The sequence below is a fragment of the Amphritea pacifica genome (assembly GCF_016924145.1).
Lineage (GTDB): Bacteria > Pseudomonadota > Gammaproteobacteria > Pseudomonadales > Balneatricaceae > Amphritea > Amphritea pacifica.
The window spans coordinates 27706-48625 of sequence record NZ_JAFFZO010000007.1 but is presented as its reverse complement, the minus strand read 5'-3'; the positions used below and the strand labels follow the sequence as shown (position 1 = coordinate 48625).

Annotated in this window: 23 protein-coding genes; 11 read left to right on the top strand and 12 right to left on the bottom strand. The window is 52.0% G+C overall.

Annotated features, from left to right (window positions below; genetic code table 11):
- The first annotated feature begins 74 nt into the window (after positions 1-74).
- On the top strand, positions 75-860 hold the full coding sequence (locus JW499_RS05020) for an SH3 domain-containing protein (protein WP_205209573.1): 786 nt from the start codon (positions 75-77) through the stop codon (positions 858-860).
- A 68-nt stretch (positions 861-928) separates the two neighbouring features.
- On the opposite strand, the gene hpf is transcribed toward JW499_RS05020, so the two are convergent.
- Entirely contained in the window at positions 929-1279 is a 351-nt protein-coding gene (gene hpf, locus JW499_RS05015; RefSeq protein WP_091353455.1) for a ribosome hibernation-promoting factor, HPF/YfiA family, read from the bottom strand.
- Positions 1280-1553: 274 nt separating this feature from the next.
- Here hpf and JW499_RS05010 point away from each other — a divergent pair, with 274 nt between their 5' ends.
- On the top strand, positions 1554-2396 hold the full coding sequence (locus tag JW499_RS05010) for a hypothetical protein (RefSeq protein WP_205209572.1): 843 nt from the start codon (positions 1554-1556) through the stop codon (positions 2394-2396).
- Between the two features lie 27 nt (positions 2397-2423).
- On the opposite strand, the gene JW499_RS05005 is transcribed toward JW499_RS05010, so the two are convergent.
- Positions 2424-3041, bottom strand: coding sequence for a glutathione S-transferase N-terminal domain-containing protein (locus tag JW499_RS05005; protein ID WP_205209571.1), 618 nt, complete (start codon positions 3039-3041; stop codon positions 2424-2426).
- 15 nt (positions 3042-3056) lie between these two features.
- Complete coding sequence (locus JW499_RS05000; protein WP_205209570.1) at positions 3057-3842, bottom strand: hypothetical protein; 786 nt, start codon at positions 3840-3842, stop codon at positions 3057-3059.
- Positions 3843-4052: 210 nt separating this feature from the next.
- Between JW499_RS05000 and JW499_RS04995 the strand changes: the two genes are divergently transcribed.
- The 3 genes from JW499_RS04995 to JW499_RS04985 all read left to right on the top strand — a co-directional run bounded on the left by JW499_RS04995 (position 4053) and on the right by JW499_RS04985 (position 6596).
- Positions 4053-4658 (top strand): DUF924 family protein, encoded by a 606-nt coding sequence (locus JW499_RS04995; protein WP_205209569.1) that lies wholly within the window; start codon positions 4053-4055, stop codon positions 4656-4658.
- A gap of 69 nt (positions 4659-4727) precedes the next feature.
- Positions 4728-5690 (top strand): GGDEF domain-containing protein, encoded by a 963-nt coding sequence (locus JW499_RS22800; RefSeq protein ID WP_205209568.1) that lies wholly within the window; start codon positions 4728-4730, stop codon positions 5688-5690.
- Between the two features lie 57 nt (positions 5691-5747).
- On the top strand, positions 5748-6596 hold the full coding sequence (locus JW499_RS04985; RefSeq protein WP_205209567.1) for a glycerophosphodiester phosphodiesterase family protein: 849 nt from the start codon (positions 5748-5750) through the stop codon (positions 6594-6596).
- Here the strand turns inward: JW499_RS04985 and JW499_RS04980 are convergent.
- The gene (locus JW499_RS04980; RefSeq protein WP_205209566.1) at positions 6582-8003 is read right to left on the bottom strand and encodes an FGGY family carbohydrate kinase; all 1422 of its coding nucleotides are present in this window, start codon (positions 8001-8003) and stop codon (positions 6582-6584) included. The genes JW499_RS04985 and JW499_RS04980 overlap by 15 nt on opposite strands.
- A gap of 141 nt (positions 8004-8144) precedes the next feature.
- Between JW499_RS04980 and JW499_RS04975 the strand changes: the two genes are divergently transcribed.
- On the top strand, positions 8145-10103 hold the full coding sequence (locus JW499_RS04975) for a tRNA(Met) cytidine acetyltransferase TmcA (protein ID WP_205209565.1): 1959 nt from the start codon (positions 8145-8147) through the stop codon (positions 10101-10103).
- Positions 10104-10118: 15 nt separating this feature from the next.
- Here JW499_RS04975 and JW499_RS04970 read toward each other — a convergent pair whose 3' ends face one another.
- A complete protein-coding gene (locus JW499_RS04970) occupies positions 10119-11003 on the bottom strand; it encodes an MOSC domain-containing protein (RefSeq protein WP_205209564.1) in 885 nt (294 codons plus the stop codon).
- Between the two features lie 156 nt (positions 11004-11159).
- On the opposite strand from JW499_RS04970, the gene JW499_RS04965 reads away from it, so the two are divergent.
- From JW499_RS04965 to ybaK, 4 genes are all read left to right on the top strand, one after another.
- Complete coding sequence (locus JW499_RS04965; protein ID WP_232846244.1) at positions 11160-11381, top strand: DUF3820 family protein; 222 nt, start codon at positions 11160-11162, stop codon at positions 11379-11381.
- Positions 11382-11485: 104 nt separating this feature from the next.
- Entirely contained in the window at positions 11486-12025 is a 540-nt protein-coding gene (locus tag JW499_RS04960) for a BPSL1445 family SYLF domain-containing lipoprotein (RefSeq protein ID WP_205209563.1), read from the top strand.
- Between the two features lie 64 nt (positions 12026-12089).
- Positions 12090-12590 carry a hypothetical protein gene (locus JW499_RS04955; RefSeq protein ID WP_205209562.1) on the top strand — a complete coding sequence of 167 codons (501 nt, stop codon included), beginning with the start codon at positions 12090-12092 and terminating at the stop codon, positions 12588-12590.
- An 8-nt stretch (positions 12591-12598) separates the two neighbouring features.
- Positions 12599-13072, top strand: coding sequence for a Cys-tRNA(Pro) deacylase (gene ybaK / locus JW499_RS04950; RefSeq protein WP_205209561.1), 474 nt, complete (start codon positions 12599-12601; stop codon positions 13070-13072).
- Positions 13073-13191: 119 nt separating this feature from the next.
- Here ybaK and JW499_RS04945 read toward each other — a convergent pair whose 3' ends face one another.
- The 5 genes from JW499_RS04945 to JW499_RS04925 all read right to left on the bottom strand — a co-directional run bounded on the left by JW499_RS04945 (position 13192) and on the right by JW499_RS04925 (position 17887).
- Positions 13192-14565 (bottom strand): sigma 54-interacting transcriptional regulator, encoded by a 1374-nt coding sequence (locus tag JW499_RS04945; protein ID WP_205209560.1) that lies wholly within the window; start codon positions 14563-14565, stop codon positions 13192-13194.
- A gap of 22 nt (positions 14566-14587) precedes the next feature.
- Entirely contained in the window at positions 14588-15067 is a 480-nt protein-coding gene (locus tag JW499_RS04940) for a hypothetical protein (RefSeq protein ID WP_205209559.1), read from the bottom strand.
- Positions 15060-16481, bottom strand: coding sequence for a sensor histidine kinase (locus JW499_RS04935; protein ID WP_205209558.1), 1422 nt, complete (start codon positions 16479-16481; stop codon positions 15060-15062). Before JW499_RS04935 ends, JW499_RS04940 begins: the two co-directional genes overlap by 8 nt.
- A gap of 40 nt (positions 16482-16521) precedes the next feature.
- Positions 16522-16887 carry an EF-hand domain-containing protein gene (locus JW499_RS04930; RefSeq protein WP_139203121.1) on the bottom strand — a complete coding sequence of 122 codons (366 nt, stop codon included), beginning with the start codon at positions 16885-16887 and terminating at the stop codon, positions 16522-16524.
- A 214-nt stretch (positions 16888-17101) separates the two neighbouring features.
- Positions 17102-17887, bottom strand: a complete 786-nt coding sequence (locus tag JW499_RS04925) for a fumarylacetoacetate hydrolase family protein (protein ID WP_232846243.1) — start codon at positions 17885-17887, stop codon at positions 17102-17104.
- A 274-nt stretch (positions 17888-18161) separates the two neighbouring features.
- Here JW499_RS04925 and JW499_RS04920 point away from each other — a divergent pair, with 274 nt between their 5' ends.
- Positions 18162-19436 (top strand): hypothetical protein, encoded by a 1275-nt coding sequence (locus JW499_RS04920; RefSeq protein WP_205209556.1) that lies wholly within the window; start codon positions 18162-18164, stop codon positions 19434-19436.
- A 14-nt stretch (positions 19437-19450) separates the two neighbouring features.
- On the opposite strand, the gene JW499_RS04915 is transcribed toward JW499_RS04920, so the two are convergent.
- Both JW499_RS04915 and JW499_RS04910 read right to left on the bottom strand, forming a co-directional pair.
- Positions 19451-20161 carry a DnaJ domain-containing protein gene (locus JW499_RS04915; RefSeq protein ID WP_205209555.1) on the bottom strand — a complete coding sequence of 237 codons (711 nt, stop codon included), beginning with the start codon at positions 20159-20161 and terminating at the stop codon, positions 19451-19453.
- 14 nt (positions 20162-20175) lie between these two features.
- The gene (locus JW499_RS04910) at positions 20176-20874 is read right to left on the bottom strand and encodes a VWA domain-containing protein (RefSeq protein ID WP_205209554.1); all 699 of its coding nucleotides are present in this window, start codon (positions 20872-20874) and stop codon (positions 20176-20178) included.
- Positions 20875-20920: the final 46 nt, after the last annotated feature.

Sequence of the window (20920 nt, the reverse complement as noted above, 5' to 3'; positions counted from 1 at the left end):
GCTACTGCTTATACAATTGTTATGATTGGGCCTGTAGAGTTTATTTCGAAGGATTGAATAACGTGAAGGTGATTATGATCAAAGCTGCACTCTTAAACCCCCGATGTCTGAAAGCCCTGGGGCTGATTGTATTCAGCCTGATTTCGCCGCTGGTCATGGCATTTGATTATTTTGTCGTCAACCATGAGGCAGAAGTTTACTCAGCCCCTGACAGTAGTGAGTTGTTGACCCGTCTGGGCCAGGGTAGTGTGTTACTCGAAATTGATAAGAAAGGCAGTTGGTCGCGGGTATTTTTCCTCTCTGCGGATAAACAGCCGTTGAAGGGCTGGATGCTGAGCAGTTATCTTACCGCGCAACAACAGGGGCTGAGCGGACCGGTTGCAGAGGGGCTGCGCTATAGCGTGACGGTGAATAGTCTGCGCTTGCGGCAGGGACCGGGTAGCCAGTATGGCGTGGTTGGGAGTCTGTCACTTAATCAGCAGGTGACGGAATTACAGCGCCAGGGAGAGTGGGTCAAAGTGCATTATCGCAATCATTCCGGTGATAGTGCACAGGCCTGGACCGCGGTGCGTTTTCTCCGGGCTGTCGGGTCTTCCGGTGCTGAACAGCCAGCCCCTGGGGGCAGTTCGCCTGTAGCAGGTAAGCCGGAAATGTCTGCTGTGTCGTATCAGGTTAGCGGCCGCCATGTGAATTTCCGATCAGGTCCGGGAACCGGCTTTGCTGTTGTAGGGCAGGTGAGTGCTCCGCAACGGGTCGAGGTGGTCGGGCGACAAAAGGGCTGGATGAAGATTAATGTTGATCAGGGTGCGACAACGGTTTCAGGCTGGATTTTGCAACGTTTTCTTAAGCAGGTCAGGTAGGTCATTATCTGAAAAGAAAGGCTGAACAGTGTTCAGCCTTTTTTCAGGATTTCAGTTCGCTGGGAGAGCTATTCTTCCTCTTCAGCGATCTCCTCTTCCGGTTCCGCCATCAGCGGGACGCTGGAGCCTTTTTTGTTAGTTTGAATATCACGAATCTTGGCCAGTTGTTTGTCTATCTTGTGTGCCAGAGAGTCGAGTGCAGCATACAGATTTTCTTCACTGGCTTTAGCAAACAGGTCCTTACCGGTGGCGTGAACGGTCGCCTCAACAATCTCCTCTTTACCATTGCTTTTTTCAATAGTGACCTGGGCGCTGGTGATAACGTTATAGCGTCTTTGACTCTCCTCTAACCAGGCTTCAATTTTTTCTCGTAATGCAGGAGAAACTTTGTCATTGCGGTTGGTAATATTGATATTCATGATGTAACCCTTACTGCAAACTATGCTTAATGTCACACCTACAGAATGCTCTTTTCAGATTTTATTGCAAGCGAATTTGTCACAAAAAAATAACCATTATGTGTCGACCGTTTGAGCCTGTGTATATTGACGGGTTGCGAGGTTTGAGATCGACGGCTAAGGATCACTGGCCGGGCCATCGGTATAAAGCCGTGGTCGTAATTATTTTTGACCCCTGCAGATAATTATCACAGTATTGATGAGTGTGTAATGGCAATTGAGCGGAACCGGGCTGATGACCAGAGAGCGCAATAAAGTATCGACCTCAGCGCTGGCTAAAATGCTGGGAAAGAGTAGCCGTCAGTTGTTTACTGAGCTGGAGGCTCTCGGCTGGATTAAACGGGAAGAGCAGCGCTGGTCACTGACCGCAAAGGGTGAGTTTGAGCAGGGTAGTTACCGTGAGAGTGAGCGCTATGGTCGCTATATCGTCTGGCCGGACAGCGTGACTGAGCACCGCGCCCTGGTTAACCCTGAAGACCGGCTTACCGGTGTCAGGGGACTGGGGTTGAAAACCGGGTTAGCCGCCCCGCGTATCAATCAGCTGCTCGCTGACCTGGGCTGGATCAGGCCCTGGCTGAAGGGGTGGCAACTGACAGATACCGGTGAGGCTCAGGGAGGCGTTCAGAAAGAGGATATTCATACCTCTATCCCCTATGTGATATGGCCAAAAACACTGCCGGATCACACGGTCTTTAAACGTGCCTTGCGGGAGTTTGGTCTGCATATGGCTGAGGTGGAACAATGCCATGGCTGCCGGGCAATGGATGGTCATCTGCTGCGCTCGGAAGCAGAGGTTAAGATCGATAACTGGTTATATCTTGCTCAGATCATCCATGCCTGCGATAAACCGTTGCCCGTTGTTGAACAGGCCAGGGCTGACTTTTATCTGCCGCAGGCCGGTTTGTTTATTGAGTATTGGGGGAGTGAAAAATCACCCTCCTATCTGGCGGATAAAATGCGTAAAAAAGCGCTCTATGAAGCGCAAAATCTGGCGGTTATCGAGCTGCAGGAGATCGATCTCGATGAGCTGGATGAGGTGCTGCCCAGACAACTGAGACGCTTTGGAGTGGCCTGTTGAGCGGCGTTTAAGCCCCGGCTTTCAGACTCAGGGAACCGCCATACCCCGTTGTACAAACTCAATGTTCGACATCCGCTCCATCCAGTTTTTCACATTCGGGAAGTCGTCCAGCTCAACCTCCTGCCATTCAAAGCGGCACGCCCAGGGGTAGATGGCAAAGTCGGCGATACTAAGGTCCAGATCAACAATAAATGCCTGGCCAGCCAGTTGCCTGTCCAGTACGCCCCAGAGTCGCCGGCTTTCTTCAGTGTAGCGGCTGATCGCATAGGGGATCTTCTCTTTGGCGAAGCGATTGAAGTGGTGTGCCTGTCCCAGCATAGGGCCGAAGCCCCCCATCTGCCACATCAGCCATTGCAGGCATTGCAGACGTTTCATCGGGTCTGTCGGTAAAAAATTACCGGTTTTCTCCGCCAGATAGAGCAGAATGGCACCACTCTCGAACAGATGAACCGTTTCCCCACCGGGGCCCTCATCATCTGAAATAGCCGGAATTTTATTGTTTGGACTAATCGCCAGAAATTCCGGGGTAAACTGATCACCGGCCTGTATATTAATTGGATGAACTATGTAGGGAAGTGCCGTTGCTTCCAGCATAATTGACACTTTACGACCGTTGGGTGTCCCCCAGGTGTACAGATCGATCATGGGCGAGTCCTGTTTTTATTGGTGGGCAAAATGATTATAGATATCGATCAGTTCATCCTGACTGAAGGTGACAACAATAAGCTCCTGCCCAGGGGTTATCAGATTCGGGTTTTGTCCCAGTATCCCTTTATGATAGTTGTAGACATAGGTATCTTTTACCTTTTTGTCCAGAATCGAACCCAGAAATGAGCTGGTGCTGTTGGGGAGTCGTTCATCCGCTTCCTGTGGTATATCGGCGCTGATCAATTGGGCTTTCAGTTGAATACCTTTGGCAAAAGTATCTATCAGTCCGCTCTGAATGATCCCCCAGAGGCCCTGTTTGTCTGCGTCACTGACACCGTGAATATAGAACAGTGTGCCCGCCGGATTATCCGGATTGTTAAGTAACTCTTTCAGTCTGATCTGATCGGCCAGGGGGAGCTGGCTGGTGGGCACGGCTTTGTGTTGGGGATGGACAGAGTTGCCTATCTGCTCCAGATTGATGCCATAGGTTTTTGCATCCCCCTCTTTAACCGCTTCGGTGGCTGCTATTGCCGTAGCCAGGTCGGTCGGCAGTTTGAGTAACTGATCCTGAGTGACAAAGTTGTTGGCTGTGCCGATCTCGATCGCCTGCTCCGGTGCTGCTGTCAGGTTATCGATATGACGCTGGGCTTTTTCAGTCTCGCGCTGCACAGCCATTTTTGACAGTTCGTCCTGTCTGACTTCTGGGGGCGGAGTCTGAGCCAGCTGCGCTGGATTGAGGTAGAGGTAAGCGGCAATGCCGATGCCTGCCAGTATGAGTGAAATCAGAACGTTGCGCATTTTTCCCCCGTTAGAAATCATCGCCACTCAGTTTACTATACGATAAAAGAGTGGTTTATTTTCATAAGGTTCAGACTAAAACAGATTTTAGCGATATAAAAGTTAAATTGTTGCTCTGCAGAGGCCAGCCGGTCATTATCGGAGCTCAGCAGCACAGGCGCATCTCTTCTATACTGGATGAGTTGTAAGCTGCGTTTAACGGGATTGTCTATGACGGAACAGATTGAAGAGATACTGCAATTCTGGTTTGGTGAGCTGAAACAGGGATTTCCGGTGAGCGACCGAAAGTTGCTCTGGTGGTTTGGTGATGAGGCGATGGATCGTCAGCTCGGTGATCTGTTCGGCCATCAGGTCAGGCAGGCGCTCTGGGGGCAACTGGATGACTGGGCGGGGCAGCCCCGGGGCCGGCTGGCATTGATTATCCTGCTGGACCAGTTTACCCGTAGCATCTATCGTGGCTCGGCCGATGCCTTTTCCGGCGATTACAGAGCCGAACAGCTTTGTCGGGAAGGGATTGAACTGGGTCATGATATGGCACTTGAGGGTAGTGAAAAGTTATTTTTCTATATGCCCCTTGAGCATGCCGAAGATACCACCGCTCAGAACCTGTGTATCTCTCAGATAGAAGCGATGTTGTGCATCACTCCCCGGGAGTTGAGGCATCATATCGATAATGCGCTGGACTTTGCCCATGAGCATCGCAATCTTATTGTCCGCTTTGGGCGGTTTCCTCATCGCAATAAGATACTCGGGCGTTCCTCGACACCGGAAGAATTAGCATATCTGAATCAACCGCATAAACGTTATGGGCAGTAGATATTTGCATCAATCCTCAAAAAAGTATTTACTAAACAGAAAGATGGGTGTCATTAAAGGAATGAAAAGGTGATAGATACCAGGCAGACTGAAATCCGAAGCCGGGTACAGACCATTGTCATTATGGTGGTTTCAATACTGGTGTTTATAGCCCTGTTTATTGGCATTCGTTCCTATGAAGAGCGGGTTGCTGTACAGGCGATCAGGCTGGCAATTGAGCACCGGGTTGATAATGTAGATTATGCTCAGGCGGGCAAGGCAAAAGATATCGATTCACTCTGGGCGGTGTATGGCCCACAAAAGGAGCTGACTGAGGAGGAGTTCTATCGTCTGGCGGATCCGATTGTCGCCAGTCATCATACCTATCTGCCGCTATTTATCGCTTTGATGGGCGGAGTACTTAACTTTGTTATGCTGGGGATGGGAGTCAATGCGGCAATGCGTGCCCGCCAACTGCATAAAGTGCTTGAATCGAAAGAGATGGAGCTCAAGCGCAGCCAGGAAAAACTCGCTTCAGTGACGGTGATTGACGAACTCACGGGACTGGCGAACAACCGCCACTTCCATCAGGTTTTGTCAACCGAGTGTCGCAGGGCTGTACGGGAGTTTAGTCCGTTAACCCTGATGTTGATTGAGGTTGATAAGCTTGAGGCTGAGCAACTGCCTGAGAATTTTGCTGACCAGCAGGCGGGGTTGATTGCTGAGGTTCTTAAAGGTGCTATTTCACGGCCAGGGGATATGGCTGCCCGCATAGATACCGGACGCTTTGCTATGCTGTTGCCGGCAACTAACGAACAATCGCCGGTGTTGGCTGACAGACTCTGTCATGATATTCATGATATCGAACTTGGCGGGCATCAGTTGAGTGTCAGTATCGGTATCAGTACGCTACAGCCTTCAGCGCTCCTGACCGCCGAGTACATTCTGTCGCAGACCGAAGCGGCGCTCCATGAAGCGTTACAGAGTGGTGGCTGTCAGGTACGGGCGATTACGGAAGATCCCCGTGATATTCCTGTAACGTTTTCCAATTAGATTTGTTTCTGCTAAGCCTGCCCCGCGCAGGCTTTCTTTTGCGGCGGAGAGACAACAGTGAGTAACCCATCTGACAGCTCGGATATGAACCCCATATTACCGTTTGATAGGACTGATGATCTATCTGTCCAGGGCGGTCCTGAAACCTGTCTGGCTGATCGCCTGGTCGCGCATCGGGGGTATGCATCCCGGTACCCGGAAAATTCACTGTTGGCAATTGAGCGGGCGCTGGCAGCCGGGGCAAAGTTTGTTGAGGTGGATCTGCAACTGACCGCTGATTTTGAACCGGTGCTCTATCATGACCGGGATATGGCACGTCTTTCCGGCGCGGATAATAAAATTCAGCTGCTCACCTACGATGAGCTTGACCGCTATAGCCTGCATAACCCGGTGGCCTTTAGTGATCGCTTTGAAGATGAACCGATCTCCCATCTTCAGCATCTGGTAAATCTGATGCTGCATTACCCTGAGGTAACTTTTTTTGTTGAATTCAAGCGGGTTGCTATCGAAACATTCGGCGTTGAGGTCTGCGTGGAGAGAGCGCTGCCCCTGTTAGAACTGGTCAGATCGCAGGTGGTGCTGATCAGCTATTCCCGAGCACTGGTGGACCGGGTGCTTGAGGATAACTGGCGCGTCGGCTGGGTCTCTGATCAGTTTCCAGCCAGCGGATGGTGGCAGGGGTTTATCAGGCCGCCGCACTATCTGCTGCTCGATTATACCTGCTTGCGTAAAGTTGATCTTGCAACTGAAAAACGTAGCTGGCCCGGGATCCGTGTGGTGCTCTATGAAGTGGCGGATGCTGAGCTTGCCCGTACTCTGTTTGCCCAGGGCGCCGATCTGATAGAAACCTTTTCGATCTCCCCGATGCGCAAGGCCCTTGGTTTGGATCTGTTATCCTTCGAGTGAGTCCAGATATTCATTAAATGTATTCAGCCACGATTGGTAGCGCAGTGCTAAGGGGCTGTTATCTTGAGGAGTGAAGGTTTTTTCCGGTACAAAATCCCGTACGCTGTTTGGTAACACCTGCCAGGCAGCGCCCAGCGATGTGATCTCGTGTTGTTCATAGCGCAGCACCGGCAAGCCACTCAGATCTGCAACCCGCTGACAGAGCGAGTTGAGCTGACTGATACCCCCGCCAATGATAATCTGTTTTGCCGGGGGCAGTGCAGACATCGCCATGATATTTCTGCAGATAAGAAACACAATGCTCTCCATAACGGCAACCATCCGGGCCTCCGGGTCGTCGCAATCGTTAATCCAGCAAGAACGATCCAGTGATTGCCAGTAAGGAGACCCGACGCCTCCAACCATATTCATAAACAGGGGAGGGTCGGTGCACTTTTCGGCCCAGCTATCGATATCCCGGGTTTCTGGCCGGCAGATATTAAAGGCCCAGTCCAGGGCGTTTGCTGCACCATTGATGGTGGCTTCGGCGCTGTAAAGGGGTTGTTTGTCGGAGTGGATCAGGTGGTGCAGTATCCGCTCCTGAGGGTGCAATCCCCGCTCGGTCAGTACCCGGTTCATAAAGCCACCACTGCCGAGGTTGATATAGAGGTTGTCCTGCGACGGCTCGCCAAAGGCAAACAGTGCCGCAGCCTGATCACCACTGACATAGTTGAGGGGCAGGCTTAAGCCCGGCAGTTTCAGCGTACCAAAGTTGTATTTGCTGGGGCGGACTTTCGGCAGCAGTGAATCCGGAAGCTGAAACAGGTCCAGCAGTTCGGGATGCCAGTCCCGGTCTTTGAGGGAAAACAGCATCGTTCTGGCTGCGCTCACACCGTCAATCAGGTCCGGTTGCTCATGGAGTAACTGCTTGATAAGCCAGCTGGCGACAGGGCCGCCGCGGATACGATGCTTAGCCGTATTGAAGATCATATGTTCCAGACACCAGCGCAGCTTTGAGGCGGGCAGGTGGGCATTCGGGTAGAGCCCGGTGAGCTGGCGCACCATACTTGCCAGGGGCATCAGGTCGTCGATGTAATGAAAGCCGCGCCGGTCCTGCCAACTGATGATTGGGGTCAGCGGTTTACCGTCGTCTGCGTCCCAGCAGAGCACGCTGGAGCGTTGTGTTGTCAGGGCTGCGGTGCGCAGTTTGGCGCGGTCTTCCCGTGTCAGCTTGCTGACCGCCTCCAGAGCTGCGCGCTTCAGGGAAATCAGGATATCGGTCGGCTGCTGCTCCGCGCGGTTGGGCTGGGTAAGCCGGGTTTTTACCTGTACTTGTCCCTGACTCAGGCAGTTGCCAAAACGATCAAACACCATCGCCCGGCTACTATGGCTACCCTGATCCATAACAAGGCATAAGTCAGAACGCATCTGTTATCCCCACGCCTTTAAAAGCCTGTGATTGACTCTCATGGTGTTTATTTCGCCTCCTTACCCGGTTTCCGTTATTTCCTTATACCCTGACATACATAGCGTGTAAAATTCAATCCGGGTGAAATTAAGGAAAGGTCAGTGAACAGCATACAACCCTTAAACGACATAATTGTGTCTTTGTCGAATCACGTCCGCCAGGGGGCGCCCCGACAGTTGTTGCTGATTAGCGGTGATCGACAGTGGTGTCAGCAGCAGATTTCAGCTCTGAGTTGCCCGACAACCCGGATACTCTGGATTGGCGATGCAGGGGTCGGTCTGGTTCCCCCGGTGCAGCTTAAACCGGTCAGTGCCAAACAGACACATCAACTGCTGGGGCAGGAGAGCGAGTGTGTTTTCTTTGATTGCTGGAGCGGCTTTAACCCTAATGGATTTGGTCAGGTGGCAGGCACATTGATCGCAGGCGGGGTGTTTGTGTTAATCACTCCGCCTTTATCTGCCTGGCAGGCGTTTAATGATCCTGAGTATGGGCATATCGCTGTGGAGCCCTATGGGGTGGCCGATGTCGGGCGTCGCTTTATCCGCCATCTGCAGGGCTGTATTGGCAGCGATACTGACCTGATTCAGTTCACCGAAGATAACCCCTTGCCGCAGCTTTGCCGGCCAACAGATCCCCTGGCTTCATCGGCTGGGACCCATGTCCAGCCAGAAGCGGAAACTTCATCCTGCAGCGCACCGTTTCGCACCGCGGATCAGGAGAGGACAGTCAAACAGTGTCTGCAGGCGGTTCGTCAGTCCCGGGCTGTGCTGGTGCTGACCGCTGATCGGGGACGGGGTAAAAGTGCCGCGCTGGGTATACTCGCTGCGGTATTAATGAGAAGGGGTATAACAGCGCCGCAGCCGGATATCCCCAATACGGACTCATCCGTTAATCGCGACAGGCTCGATATTATTCTGACGGCCCCATCACGGGGGGCAGTGCAGTCGGTGATAGCGATGCTGGAAAGATTCTTATCTGCTGAGCTTCGCGAACACCCCCGGGACCTCTGGGTATATGGCCAGAATCGGTTGCGCTTTATGCTGCCTGATCAGCTGTCCCGGCAACAACCGGATGCGGACCTGCTGCTGATCGATGAAGCGGCAGCAATTCCAGCCCCGGTGCTGTTAAGCCTGCTGGATTATCGGCGGGTTATCTTTGCTTCGACCCTGCACGGCTATGAGGGAACCGGGCAGGGGTTTGCTGTGCGCTTTATGCCCACTCTTGACCGCAGGGTGCCCGAACGGCAGCTGCTCTCTATGCAGCAGCCGGTACGCTGGGCTGAAGGCGATCCGCTGGAGCGGTTTACCTATCAGGCATTGTTACTGGATGCCGAGCCTGTGACACTGGCGGCTACCCCTGCGCAGTGGGAAGGCGTGAATTTCAGAAAACTGGATCGTGATGATCTGATAGCCGACAGTGAAATGCTCAAACAGTTGTTTGGCTTGTTAATTCTGGCGCACTACCGGACCACCCCGGGGGATCTGCGTATTCTGCTCGATAGCCCCAATATTGAGGTGTGGGCGGGGTTCAGTGAAGAGGAGGAGTCTAAGCTGGTCGCAACAGCATTGCTGGCCTACGAAGGGCCGATTAACCACGGTCTGGCTGAGGCAATAATGGCTGGCACCCGGCGACCAAAAGGTCAGTTAATTCCCCAGACACTGCTGGCTCACTGCCATATTCCAGAGGCGGCAGGTTGCCGCGGACTGAGGGTCATGCGGATTGCTGTACATCCGCAACGACAGCGGCGGGGTATTGGCACAGCCCTGTTGCAGGCGATCGAACAGGCCAGCACAGATATTGACTGGCTGGGTACCAGCTTTGGGGCAACGGCGGAGCTGCTGAGTTTCTGGCAGCCATTTGGTTTCCGCCTGCAACGGCTTGGCTATAACCGGGATAAGGTCAGCGGAACCCACGCCGCAGTCATGCTGCGGGGAGTATCGCCTGCCGGGATTGTGCTGCAGGAGAAAGGCACTGAAAAGGCCAGCCTGCAGCTTAAAAAACTGGCTTCGCAGGGGACCGGGCAGATCAGTTCCGATCTGCTCAGTCTGTTTGCCCTGTAACATACCCGCTTCAGGTTATTGACCGTAGGTTTGTGCCTGACAGGTTTCCAGTACCTCTACAGGGTCGTTGAGCGAGATGATGCCATGGTTTAGTGGCACGAGGTTCTGCCCGAAATGGGCTTCTCCGTCAGCGCCCCTGCGGTACTGCTTTAAGACACTCAGAGGCTCCCGATCGGCGTTGCGCTCCAGGGTTTCCGGATCTGTGGTGGTGAGAATACAACGGCCGCAGGGTTTTACAATATCAAACTCGATTTCGCCTATTCTGATCCGCTGCCAGCCATCTTCAGCATAGGGTTCGCAATTGCTGACAACCAGATTGGGACGCATCTGCTCCATCCTTACAGTGCTTTTACAGCGTCTATTGAGATCGCTCAGGGATGCTTCAGAGATCAGTAGCAGCGGATATCCATCGGCAAAGGCGACCTGATTCCCAGGTCTGCGGTTCACCGGGCGGCTGGATTGCGGGCCAAAGAAATAGAGTTTACAGGGGCCTTGCAGATATTCACTGAACCACTGTGCAGCGTTATCACCGCAGCACACCGCATCGATGCTGTCCTGCCATACGCGGATGCTGTGGTAGGGGCCACTGAAGGCTGCATATTCAAGGTGAAGAGGCTCAACCCCCGGTGCTGTCAGCAGAATGCCCTCTGGCAGCAGAGCGGTTTTAACCCCCAGTAAGCGGGGCTTGGTTCTGGCAGTGATAAATTTGCCGTTGTCATCGCAGAGCACAAACTGCCGGTCAAATGCCAGCCCGGTATCCGTGACGGCGCTTCGGCTCAGAGTGACCGGTGCGGTCGACTTAACCGGATAGATGGTAATCTGAGTCAGTTGAGTCTGATCAGGCTGAGTTTTTAAAGACTGAGCTGGTAAAGATTTAGCTTGAGTCGGCGGTAATGTCATCCCTTGATCTCTCTTTTTCTGCCCTGGAGGCTAAAATGGGCGGTATTTAATGGCTGAGCAAAACGAAGCGTAACGCTTGCGCACCATGATTGGAATTATTTCGCGGATTATTTGCGCTATAGTCTAGTCCGACAAACAGGGTATAACGAGGCACAGATGGAGATAACCCCAGAAAGACTGCAGAAGCTGGCTAATATGAAGATGCCGTTTGGCAAGTATAAGGGCCGGATACTGGTGGATCTGCCGGAGCCCTATCTGGTGTGGTTTGCCGGAAAGGGCTTTCCTGAAGGGGAGATCGGTATTCTGCTGCAGATTCTGTATGAAGTGAAACTCAACGGCCTGGAAGACGTTCTCAGGCCCCTGAGAGCGTCATATTAATATGATCACCCTGATTCAGATCTAACCACTACGCTTGTCGGGGTGAAGTTGCTGCCCCGACATTTGTCGCTCATACTTTCTGTAAACGTAATCTGGAGATGCTGATGAAATTCTTAACGGTTTTACTCGCCTCGTCACTGCTTGCATTTTTGCCGGTAAGTGCCAACGCAGCGTCGGCTCAGGAGATTGACGCTAAAGTTAATCAGACGCTGAAGGAGTTCTATCATCATAGCCCGGCGGGAAAAGAGCTGGCCAGAAAAGCGGTTGGCGTATTGATATTTCCCGATGTGATTAAGGCGGGCATGGGGATTGGTGGAGAGTATGGTGAAGGTGCGCTTCGGCTGGGTGGTAAAACGGCCGCTTATTACAATGTTGCATCCGCCTCAATCGGTTTTCAGCTGGGGGCTCAGATTAAATCAGAAGTACTGCTGTTTATGAGTCAGGAGGCACTGGATAAATTCCGCAACAGTGATGGCTGGGAAGCGGGGGTGGATGGCAGTGTGGCCCTGGCGACCGTGGGAGCCGGTGGGCAGATAGACTCAAATACAGTGCAGCAGCCTATCATTGGTTTTATCTTCTCTAATAAGGGATTGATGTATAATCTCAGCATAGAAGGCTCGAAAATAACCCGTATCGATAGATAGAGATAGGAAAATTTTCAATATGCGTATAACTCCGTTATTAAGTGTTTTGCTTGTAGTCAGTGTTATGACGGCAGCCCCTGCTGTTTTAGCAAAGAAGGCCGAGAATCCGGGCAGAGAAGAGCACGGTGCTAGCCAGAGACAGGAGCGAACCGTCGAAGAGCGTAGTCGTTCGGAGCATGAAAATACCGTTCGTCACAGAACGTTTAGTGATGATGAGCGATATCAGATTCGGAACTTCTATCAGCAACGTAAAAAAGATAACGATCACCAGAAAAATGCGCAAAAGGATAAGCAGAAATCGATACCACAGGGGTTAGAAAAGAAGCTGCAGCGTGGTGGTAAGCTGCCTCCCGGCTGGGAGAAAAAAGTTGTCCTGGGCGATCGGCTTGATCGCGATCTTTATCGTCAGTCCGAGCCTTTACCCGATGATCTGGACAGAGTTATTGGGCGGGTTGCTGGTGAGGAAAACCGAAGGCTTGGCAATAAGGTGATCCGGGTGCTTGAAGGAGATGCAACCGTTGTCGATGTGATCGATATCCTCGATGCCAGTGGTGTTATGGAGTAAGCTCTGAGATGACCCCGGCTATTCAACTGGCTAAGAAAATGAAAATTAGCTTTGCCGTACATGAGTACAGGCATGACCCTTCCAGTGAGTCTTATGGTGAAGAAGCGGCTGCGGCGCTTGATATAAGTGCTGAACGGGTATTTAAAACGTTGCTGGTCGCGGTTAATGGTGATAACCGGCAATTGGCAGTAGCCGTCGTGCCGGTGGCCGGGCAGCTGAACCTGAAAGCGGTAGCCAGTGCGTTAAAAACCAAGAAAGTGACCATGGCTGATCCGCAACAGGCGCAACGCAGCAGCGGTTATCTGGTGGGAGGAATCAGCCCGCTGGGGCAGAAAAAATCGTTACCAACCCTACTGGATGATTCCGCCGGGCAGTTTGAAACGATCTTCGTCAGTGCGGGGAAACGGGGCCTGGAGATCGAACTTCGTCCCGCCGATCTGTTGCAGCTGACCCGTGGATCAATGGCGGAAATCGGTCGTTAGGCTGGCATCACTCTCTGGATACCTGTCATCATCTGCGCTACTTAACGTTGCCGATTGACCTTATAGACAGCTCAATAAAAAAGGCCATCAGCGATGGCCTTTTTTGATCAGTCAGAATGTTATCCGGCTTTTTTGTGCTCAATATACTCATGAGCTTTGCGTCCCGGCTTAAACTGGGAGGCTTCTAAATTATGCTTGTTCAGCAGTTTATAAAAGTCGGTCCGGTTGCGCTGGGCAATTTTGGCTGCCTGGGTCACATTGCCTGCAGTGATATGCATCACTTTGGTCAGATAGCTTCTCTCAAAACTGGATCGTGCCTCATTGAAGGAGGGGATTACCCGGTCCTGATTGGCAATCGCCTGATTCACCAGCCCTTCGCTGATGATCGGCGCGCCGGACAGGGCGACGGTCTGCTCAACCACGTTTTCCAACTGACGCACATTGCCGGGCCAGGCCGCCTGAGCAAGGATATGCAGCGCTCCGGGAGAGATCCCCTTAACTTTAGGATTGTGTCGTTTAGCCGACTGCTCGACAAAGTAGCGGGCCAGCAGTGGTATATCTTCAGGGCGATCCCGCAGCGGCGGCAGATCCAGGTTAACCACATTGAGGCGGTAGTAGAGGTCTTCGCGAAACTCGCCATCCTCCATCGCCAGCTCCAGGTTGCGGTGGGTTGCCGAGATTACCCGGACGTCGATCTCGATGGAACGGGTTGAGCCCACCGGGCGAATGGTCCGCTCCTGAATGGCGCGTAGCAGCTTAACCTGGAGTGTCGTAGGCATATCACCAATCTCATCCAGGAACAGCGTGCCCCCTTCAGCAGACTGAAACAGGCCTTCATGCTGTGTGACCGCCCCGGTGAAGGCCCCTTTGGCATGGCCAAACAGCTCGGACTCAAGCAGTTGTTCTGGCAGTGCGCCGCAGTTGATCGCTACAAAGGGCTTGTCGCAGCGGTCGCTGGCATTGTGGATCGCCTTCGCCATCAGCTCCTTACCGGTACCGCTGGGGCCGGTGATCAGAACGCTGACATTGGATTTAGCAACCCGTTCAGCCTGGCTGAGACGTTCATTCATCAACGGGCTCTGGGTCACGATAGCACTGCGCCAGCTATCATCCTGCGCGTGTGCAGAGTCCAGCGCCGATTTAATTGTGTTGAGCAGTTGCTCTTTATCAATCGGCTTGGTGAGGAAGCCGAAAATACCTTTCTGGGTTGCCTCAACGGCATCCGGGATAGAGCCGTGGGCGGTAATGATGACTACGGGCAGGGCCGGATGGTCTTCCTGAATCGCTGAGAACAGTGCCATGCCATCCATTCCGTCCATACGCAGATCACTCAGGACCAGGTCGGGTGTTTCATGTTTGATCCGTTTCAGTGCTTCTACGCCTGAATTAGCAGTATCAATGATAAAGCCTGAGGCACTCAGGCGTAAGCTTAGTACTTTAAGGATACCCGGATCATCATCCACAATAAGGATACGTTGCTGAGTAGACTTCATAAATATTCTCCTCTCTGTCTTTCTATCGAGACAGATCATTCTCAATGCGAGTTAATGCTTCTATCTGCTGCCTGAGCTTATCCCGTTCGGCGGAAAGCGCTTTGCGCTCAAGGTCAGCAGTATTCAGAGCACGCTGTAGCGTCATAACTGCCTGGGTGTACTGATAGCGTACCAGCAGGTATTGTTCTGCATCACATTGGGGTGTTTTATCCAGATCAAGCTGTTCAAACAGCTCAATGGATCGTTTTATCTGGGCCGTAGTGTTATCGGGCTGACTAAGAAGCATTGCCTGGATAATTACCTGATCTTTATCTGCTGCTTCTTTAAGCATAGCGGCTTTTCCCTCAGGCCGGGATTGTTGGTATTGCTGCTCCAGCATCATCCACTCACCCATATCTCCAGCAATACAGGTAAAGCCATTGTCTGGCGTCGGCAGAAACTGCTTTATCTGGCAGCCACCGAGCATCATAACTGTAAAAACAACTAACAGCGTTTTACTCATCTGAAGCGTGTCCTTGATTCGGTATACTTATCATAAAACTAACATAACCATCCTGATTGCTGTGAAGTTCAAGATTACCGCCCATTGCTCTGATTGCTTCCCGGGCGATGCTTAAGCCTATTCCAGACCCTTTGACTGACCCCTGTCGCTTGTTTACCCCCTGATAGAAAGGGTCAAACAGTTGTTCAAGGTCTGTTACCGGTATTTCTGGACCGGTGTTGCCGATCTCTATTTTAAGGGTTTCCCCCTCTTGCGTCAGAGTAATCTTCAACAGACCATTTTCACTACCGTAAACCGACGCATTGGAGATCAGGTTACTCAAAGCGCGTTGTAATAATCCTTTTTCGATACCCCAGGGAATGTCTTGCTTTGGCAGTGTGACCTGGATCTGTTTCTGTTTGAGCAGCAACTGATGGGATGACAGTGACTCTTTGATGACAGGCAGGATGGGTTGAGTCTGGAGCTCATGTTCACCTCCGTGCTGCAATCGGTTGTAATCAAGTAACTGTTCAATCAGCGACTGCAGAGAAAGGCTGTTTTCCTGCATCAGGGTGATGATTTCTTTTTGATTTTCGGTCAGGGGTCCCGCAAGCTCTTCGGCCAGGAGATCCGTACCCTCTCTCAGTGTAGTCAGGGGGGTTTTTAATTCATGGGACATATGCCGTAAAAAAGCCTGTTTTTCCTGCTCAAGCAGCTGCAGGTGGGTTTCCAGCCATTCCAGTTGCTGATTCAGTGCCAGAAACTCTTTAGGCCCATTGAAGGGTTCTGACATGTCCAGCTGGCCATGGCCTAAGGCTTTGATTCTCAGCATCAGCTGTTTGACTGGCTGAGTTATCCTGATACTGAAAAACAGGATCAGAATAGTGGACAGCGTGATCAACAGACCGGCCTGAAGCCAGAGCAGATTCTGCTGCTCTTCAGCCTTGGCATTAAGAAATTCCAGCCGCTGATCAAGCTTCTTACGGGTGTCGTCGTAGAGTGTCTGGGTCAGAGGCACCAGCTCGGTGACCTTTTCTCCGGTGGTTTTATCCAGAGGCAGTTTTTCAAGCTGAGCTATCAGGGCAAAGATGGTTTCAATATTACCGGAATCGATCAGAAAACTGTGCAGTTGCAACAGTTCTTTATATTCAGAAAGCTGCGAGCGAAAACGCTCCTCAATCTCACTTTTTTTCAGAACTTCATACTGTCGGGCTGAACGGACAAGATCTCCCGATAACTCTCGAAGATGCTGGCTGCGGCTGAAAAAATCGAGTGCTTCTTTGGCGTGCTCGCGCCCCTGGCGAGACAGCGTCACCATCGAGTCGGTAGCCTGATAGATAAGAATTCCCAGCGGTGCAACCACCAGAACAAACGCCAGAACCACCAGCTGCATCAATGATCGGGTTTGCAGCGAAGAAACCTTTCCAGTATTCAAGTTGTTTATAGCGTGACGTTTCCTTAACAGTTGTTGCTCATCAGATAATTCTCAGTGCTGTCAGCGTCAGAATATTCCTCAACCCTTTGATCTCTTCCTGCAGAGGCTGAATCTCTTCCCGGTTCAGAACCCCGTCATTGTTGATATCCAGTTTATGAAAACTGTTAACCAGTGATGGATGACGGCGCATCTCTGTCAGTGAAACCTCATTGTCACGATTCCTGTCCAGCGACTCAAACATCGACAGTGAACGGGTTCGCTTGACCGGTGTCTTATCTTTAGGAAGCTCAGAACGTATATGTTCAATCACTTCGATATTGGATAGTCGTTCCAATGATCTTTCAGGCTCAGCCTGAACCAGTGTTGCAGTGAAGGTCATTGACAATAGTATAGTTGCTACGCGCATCTCTATCTCCCGGAAATTGCTAGTTGACAGCTAATAAGCAATTACCGGGCCTTGATGTTAAAATAGCATATAAAACAAAAGCTTATTTTACAAATAACTCCCTGCAGTCGGTTATAGTATGAACTAACTTTAGCAGATTGTCTCTTAAAAGAGACTCGTAAACAGCTAAAGTTGATCAAATTCTTATAAAACAATGGTTTAGATGGTTATGAATTTAAGACAGAGGGGCTGAGCCGATAAAACTATTGTCCTCTGGTTCCTGTAGAACCGGATTGCTTAAACGGCCAATACCCTCGATCTCTATGGTGACCTGATCACCGGGTTTCATATATCCCCTTGGCTTCATTTTCACACCGACTCCGCTACAGGTTCCGGTGGCGATCACATCCCCGGGTTTCAGGGTGCAGACGGCGGACAGGGTGGCAACCAGTTGATAGCAGTTGAAGATCAGATGGCGGGTGTTGGAGTGTTGCCGTAGTTCATCATTCAGCCAGGTCCTGAGCTCCAGGTTGTGTGGCTCCAGGCTGTCGGATGTCACAATCCAGGGACCCATAGGGCCGTGGCTGTCAAACGATTTTCCCAGAGTCCAGGTGGGGGATTTGATCTGCCAGTCCCGTACGGAGACATCGTTGACGATGGTATACCCGGCAATCGCCCGGGGTGCATCCGCAACACTCACGTTGCGGCAATATTGTCCAATCACTAACGCCAGCTCGCCTTCATAATCCAGTTTGTTGGACAGATTGGGCCGGTAGATGGGGGCACCTGGATCGGTGACACAGCTGGACTGCTTATTGAACAGGGTTGGAAACTCCGGCGTTTGCAGGCCCGTTTCTGCGATGTGGTCAGCATAGTTGAGACCTACCCCGATAAACTTTTCTGGCTGTGGTACAGGGGCCAGCAGAGTAACCTGGTCCAGATCCAATGCTTGCTGGGCGCTTTTTTCAATCGCTTCCAGTAGGGGCCGTAGCTCATTCAGCTGGCAGAGAAGCTCAGTCATAGAGCCTGAACATAACGTGCAGGGTATAGGCGTTATATGTTGCTCTGTGACTATACCAAGCTGTTGTTTTCCTGAATAAAGAAATCGTGCGAGTTTCATGGAGAGCGGTTCCTGATTATCTGCAAACGAAGGGGCATTGTAGCAGAGCTCATCGGCAGAGTTCAGTTGTAGTAACCCTTTCAGATGCGACCGTTGCAGAGTATGCTAAGGGCCGCTTATTCACCAATGAATTGCCTGACAGATGATCCGAAAACTCTTCAAAATAACAGTTGTTATGACGCTAATCTCGCTGGTCGGGTGTGCAGTGGAAAAGCCTCAGCCTTTTCCGTCACAGATCGCTCTTCAGAATCTGGCCGGAGTGGTGGTTGAACGGGCAGGTGCTTTATGGTTTCAACCCTGCAATGAAAGGCTATGGTGGCCGGTTCAGGATAACACTGCTCAGCAGGAGCTGACCGCTTTCTACCGAAAGTTTACTCTGTTACGCAGTGAGGCGCTTTATGTCGAGTTGGTGGGAGGCACTGATCCGCAACAGGATAATATGCTGCGGGTGAAAACCGTGGAGACTGTCGGTGGCACTGCGCAAACCTGTCATTTTCGTCTCGAAGGTTTGCAGTACAGAGCAGCCAGCAGTGACCCTGTCTGGGTAGCTGATATTACGGCGGATCAGGTGATTGTTAAGAGTGTTATTCCGGCCGGTAGTTATCGTTTTCGTACGGCAAATGAAACCGGAAAGGATTCCCCTTCGGGCAGTGATACATTAACCCGGTCGAGTGGCACGGCAGAAGACCGCGAATCCACAGCGGTGCAGGCAGATTCAGCTGTTGTTGCGGTATACCGTGAAACCCTGCCGACAAAGCGACCGCTGGAAATAAAAATTCTTCAGCGCCGCTGCAACGATGCGGCAACCGGAACGGTGTTGCCTTTTACTGCAGAAATGCATTTCTTTGGCCGTCTCTACCGCGGCTGTGCCAGAAAAGGGCATCCCGTCAGTAGTGAGATCAACGGTTTTTATTGGTATCAGCCACCGGGCAGGGCGCAGGTGATGTTTAAGCTGTCTGCGGATCAGCGGGTACAGCTGGTAACCCGGGATGCCGGGGGCAAAACAGTGGCGGAGCGAGGCCGTTGGCAGTATCTGCAATCGGGTAAGCTGATATTCAGTATGCGCGACGCCGCCCGGCAGGAGTACCTGATGTTGTTCAGTCGGGAAGCCGATGGCCAGTTGGTATTGCAAACCGGTTCAGAGCATCTGGTCAGCTATGGTGCGACATTCAAACTGTGGCGGCCTTCCGGGCTCAGTGGCGGTCAGCTGCTGAGCGATCTGCCAGCCACAGCGAAAGGCATTGAACCGGGCGCTTCAACTGACACTCAGGCGTCTGAAACAGCGCCCGGTGAGCAGCATCAGGCTTTGTCATCCCAGTTGCAGCCGCCAGCGACTCAATCAACAGAGAAACCGTCGCTGCTGACCACCCCCCAGGTACAGGCCGCCGATATTGATGATGAGCTGCTGCATGAGATCATTGTTAATGACGCTGCCGCAGGTGCTGAATAAGTGGCCCTGGCGATTCAGGATAATTGCTTCAGTAGCAGGTCTTTGGCCCGGTTGATCTCTGCTGCCAGATAATCGCTGCCGCCGCGGTCGGGGTGAAGCTTTTGCATCAGTCGGCGGTGCGCCTCAATCACCTCCTCTTTTGACGCCCCCGGCTCAAGCCCAAGAATCTGGTACGCTCTGTCACTCTCTGAAAGTTCCGGGTTGTTCTGGTCTGAGGTGTCATCTTTGCGCCAGCTATCGCCAAAACGCTTGTCCAGATAGGTCTCAAGCAGACGGGCAGACTGCTGATCGGTTTTACGGCAGTAATTGAGTAGTTCGATAAACTCCGACTCACTCAGGGTTGCCAGTTGTCTGCCCTGCAGAGGGCCTTCAATGACTTCACCCTCAAGGGAGCCGCTATCGTGATCCAGCCGCATCTTCAGAATACGGCTGTTGACTTCAGAACGGTTGGCGCCGCCCTGCTGTTGAGATTGGTAGTGCCGGAAGAGTTTTCCCAGCAGAGGAAACAGGGGAATAAAACGGCGGATGAATGGCAGGGAAATGGCCACCAGCGCCGCAATCCAGTTAAGCTTTCCCGTGACCAGCAGATAGAGGATCGCTGCCATGATAACTCCAGCCAGCAGCATCAGGTTGGCTTTGCGCTGATCCGCAGCGGATTTGCGGCGCAACCAGAGAATCCAGCCCAACAGGATTAATCCGAGCAGTATAAGAACGATTGGGTTCAAGAGGCTGATCCTTGCTATTTAAGCTGGTGGGTGAGTTGCAGTATATCCGGGTGGCCTTTTTTGGCATATTCGAGCAGGGCCCGACGTCCTCCGGTGGCATAGACCGCTACTGCACTGAGCAGCGCTTTCAGGGTGGCTGCACTGCTATCATCAAAACGGCAATATGCGCCACCTGATAACCTGCTCATCTGTTTAAAAGCATGGGCCGCGGTGATGTCATGTCCCTCCTGAAAAATAAACAGAGGGGTCGAGTGGATACCGAGCTGGCCCGCCAGCTGACAGAGAAAGTCTACCGGTTCTTCAACGCAGTCTCCGATAAAAATGATCGCCTGAACCGGTTGTTGCCGGGTCTGTTTCAGACAGTGTTCCAGCAGTCGGGCGATCTGAGTATGGCCTCCGAGGCACTTAACACTGTTCATACGGTTGAGCAGGCTGTTGGTATCCTGCAGCCAGGGGCTGGCGCTGAACTGATTCATTCCGCCATAGTGGCATAGCTGGATCGAAAGTTGCCCCAGCTCCCGGGTTTGCAGAAACATCTCACTTTGCAGATGACAGGCATGATCCCAGGTCCTTTCTCGGCTGGCGGTGGCATCCAGAGAGAAGATCATCCGGGCATCACCCGCGGCGGGCACAGCGAGTTGTTGTGCCTGCTGCAGAAACTCTTCAATATCCCGATCACTGGAAACTGTAGTCAGAGGGTGTTTTTCTCTCATATAGTGTCAAACCTGATGCTTTGATCGAATAACGCTGTTCTCCCTG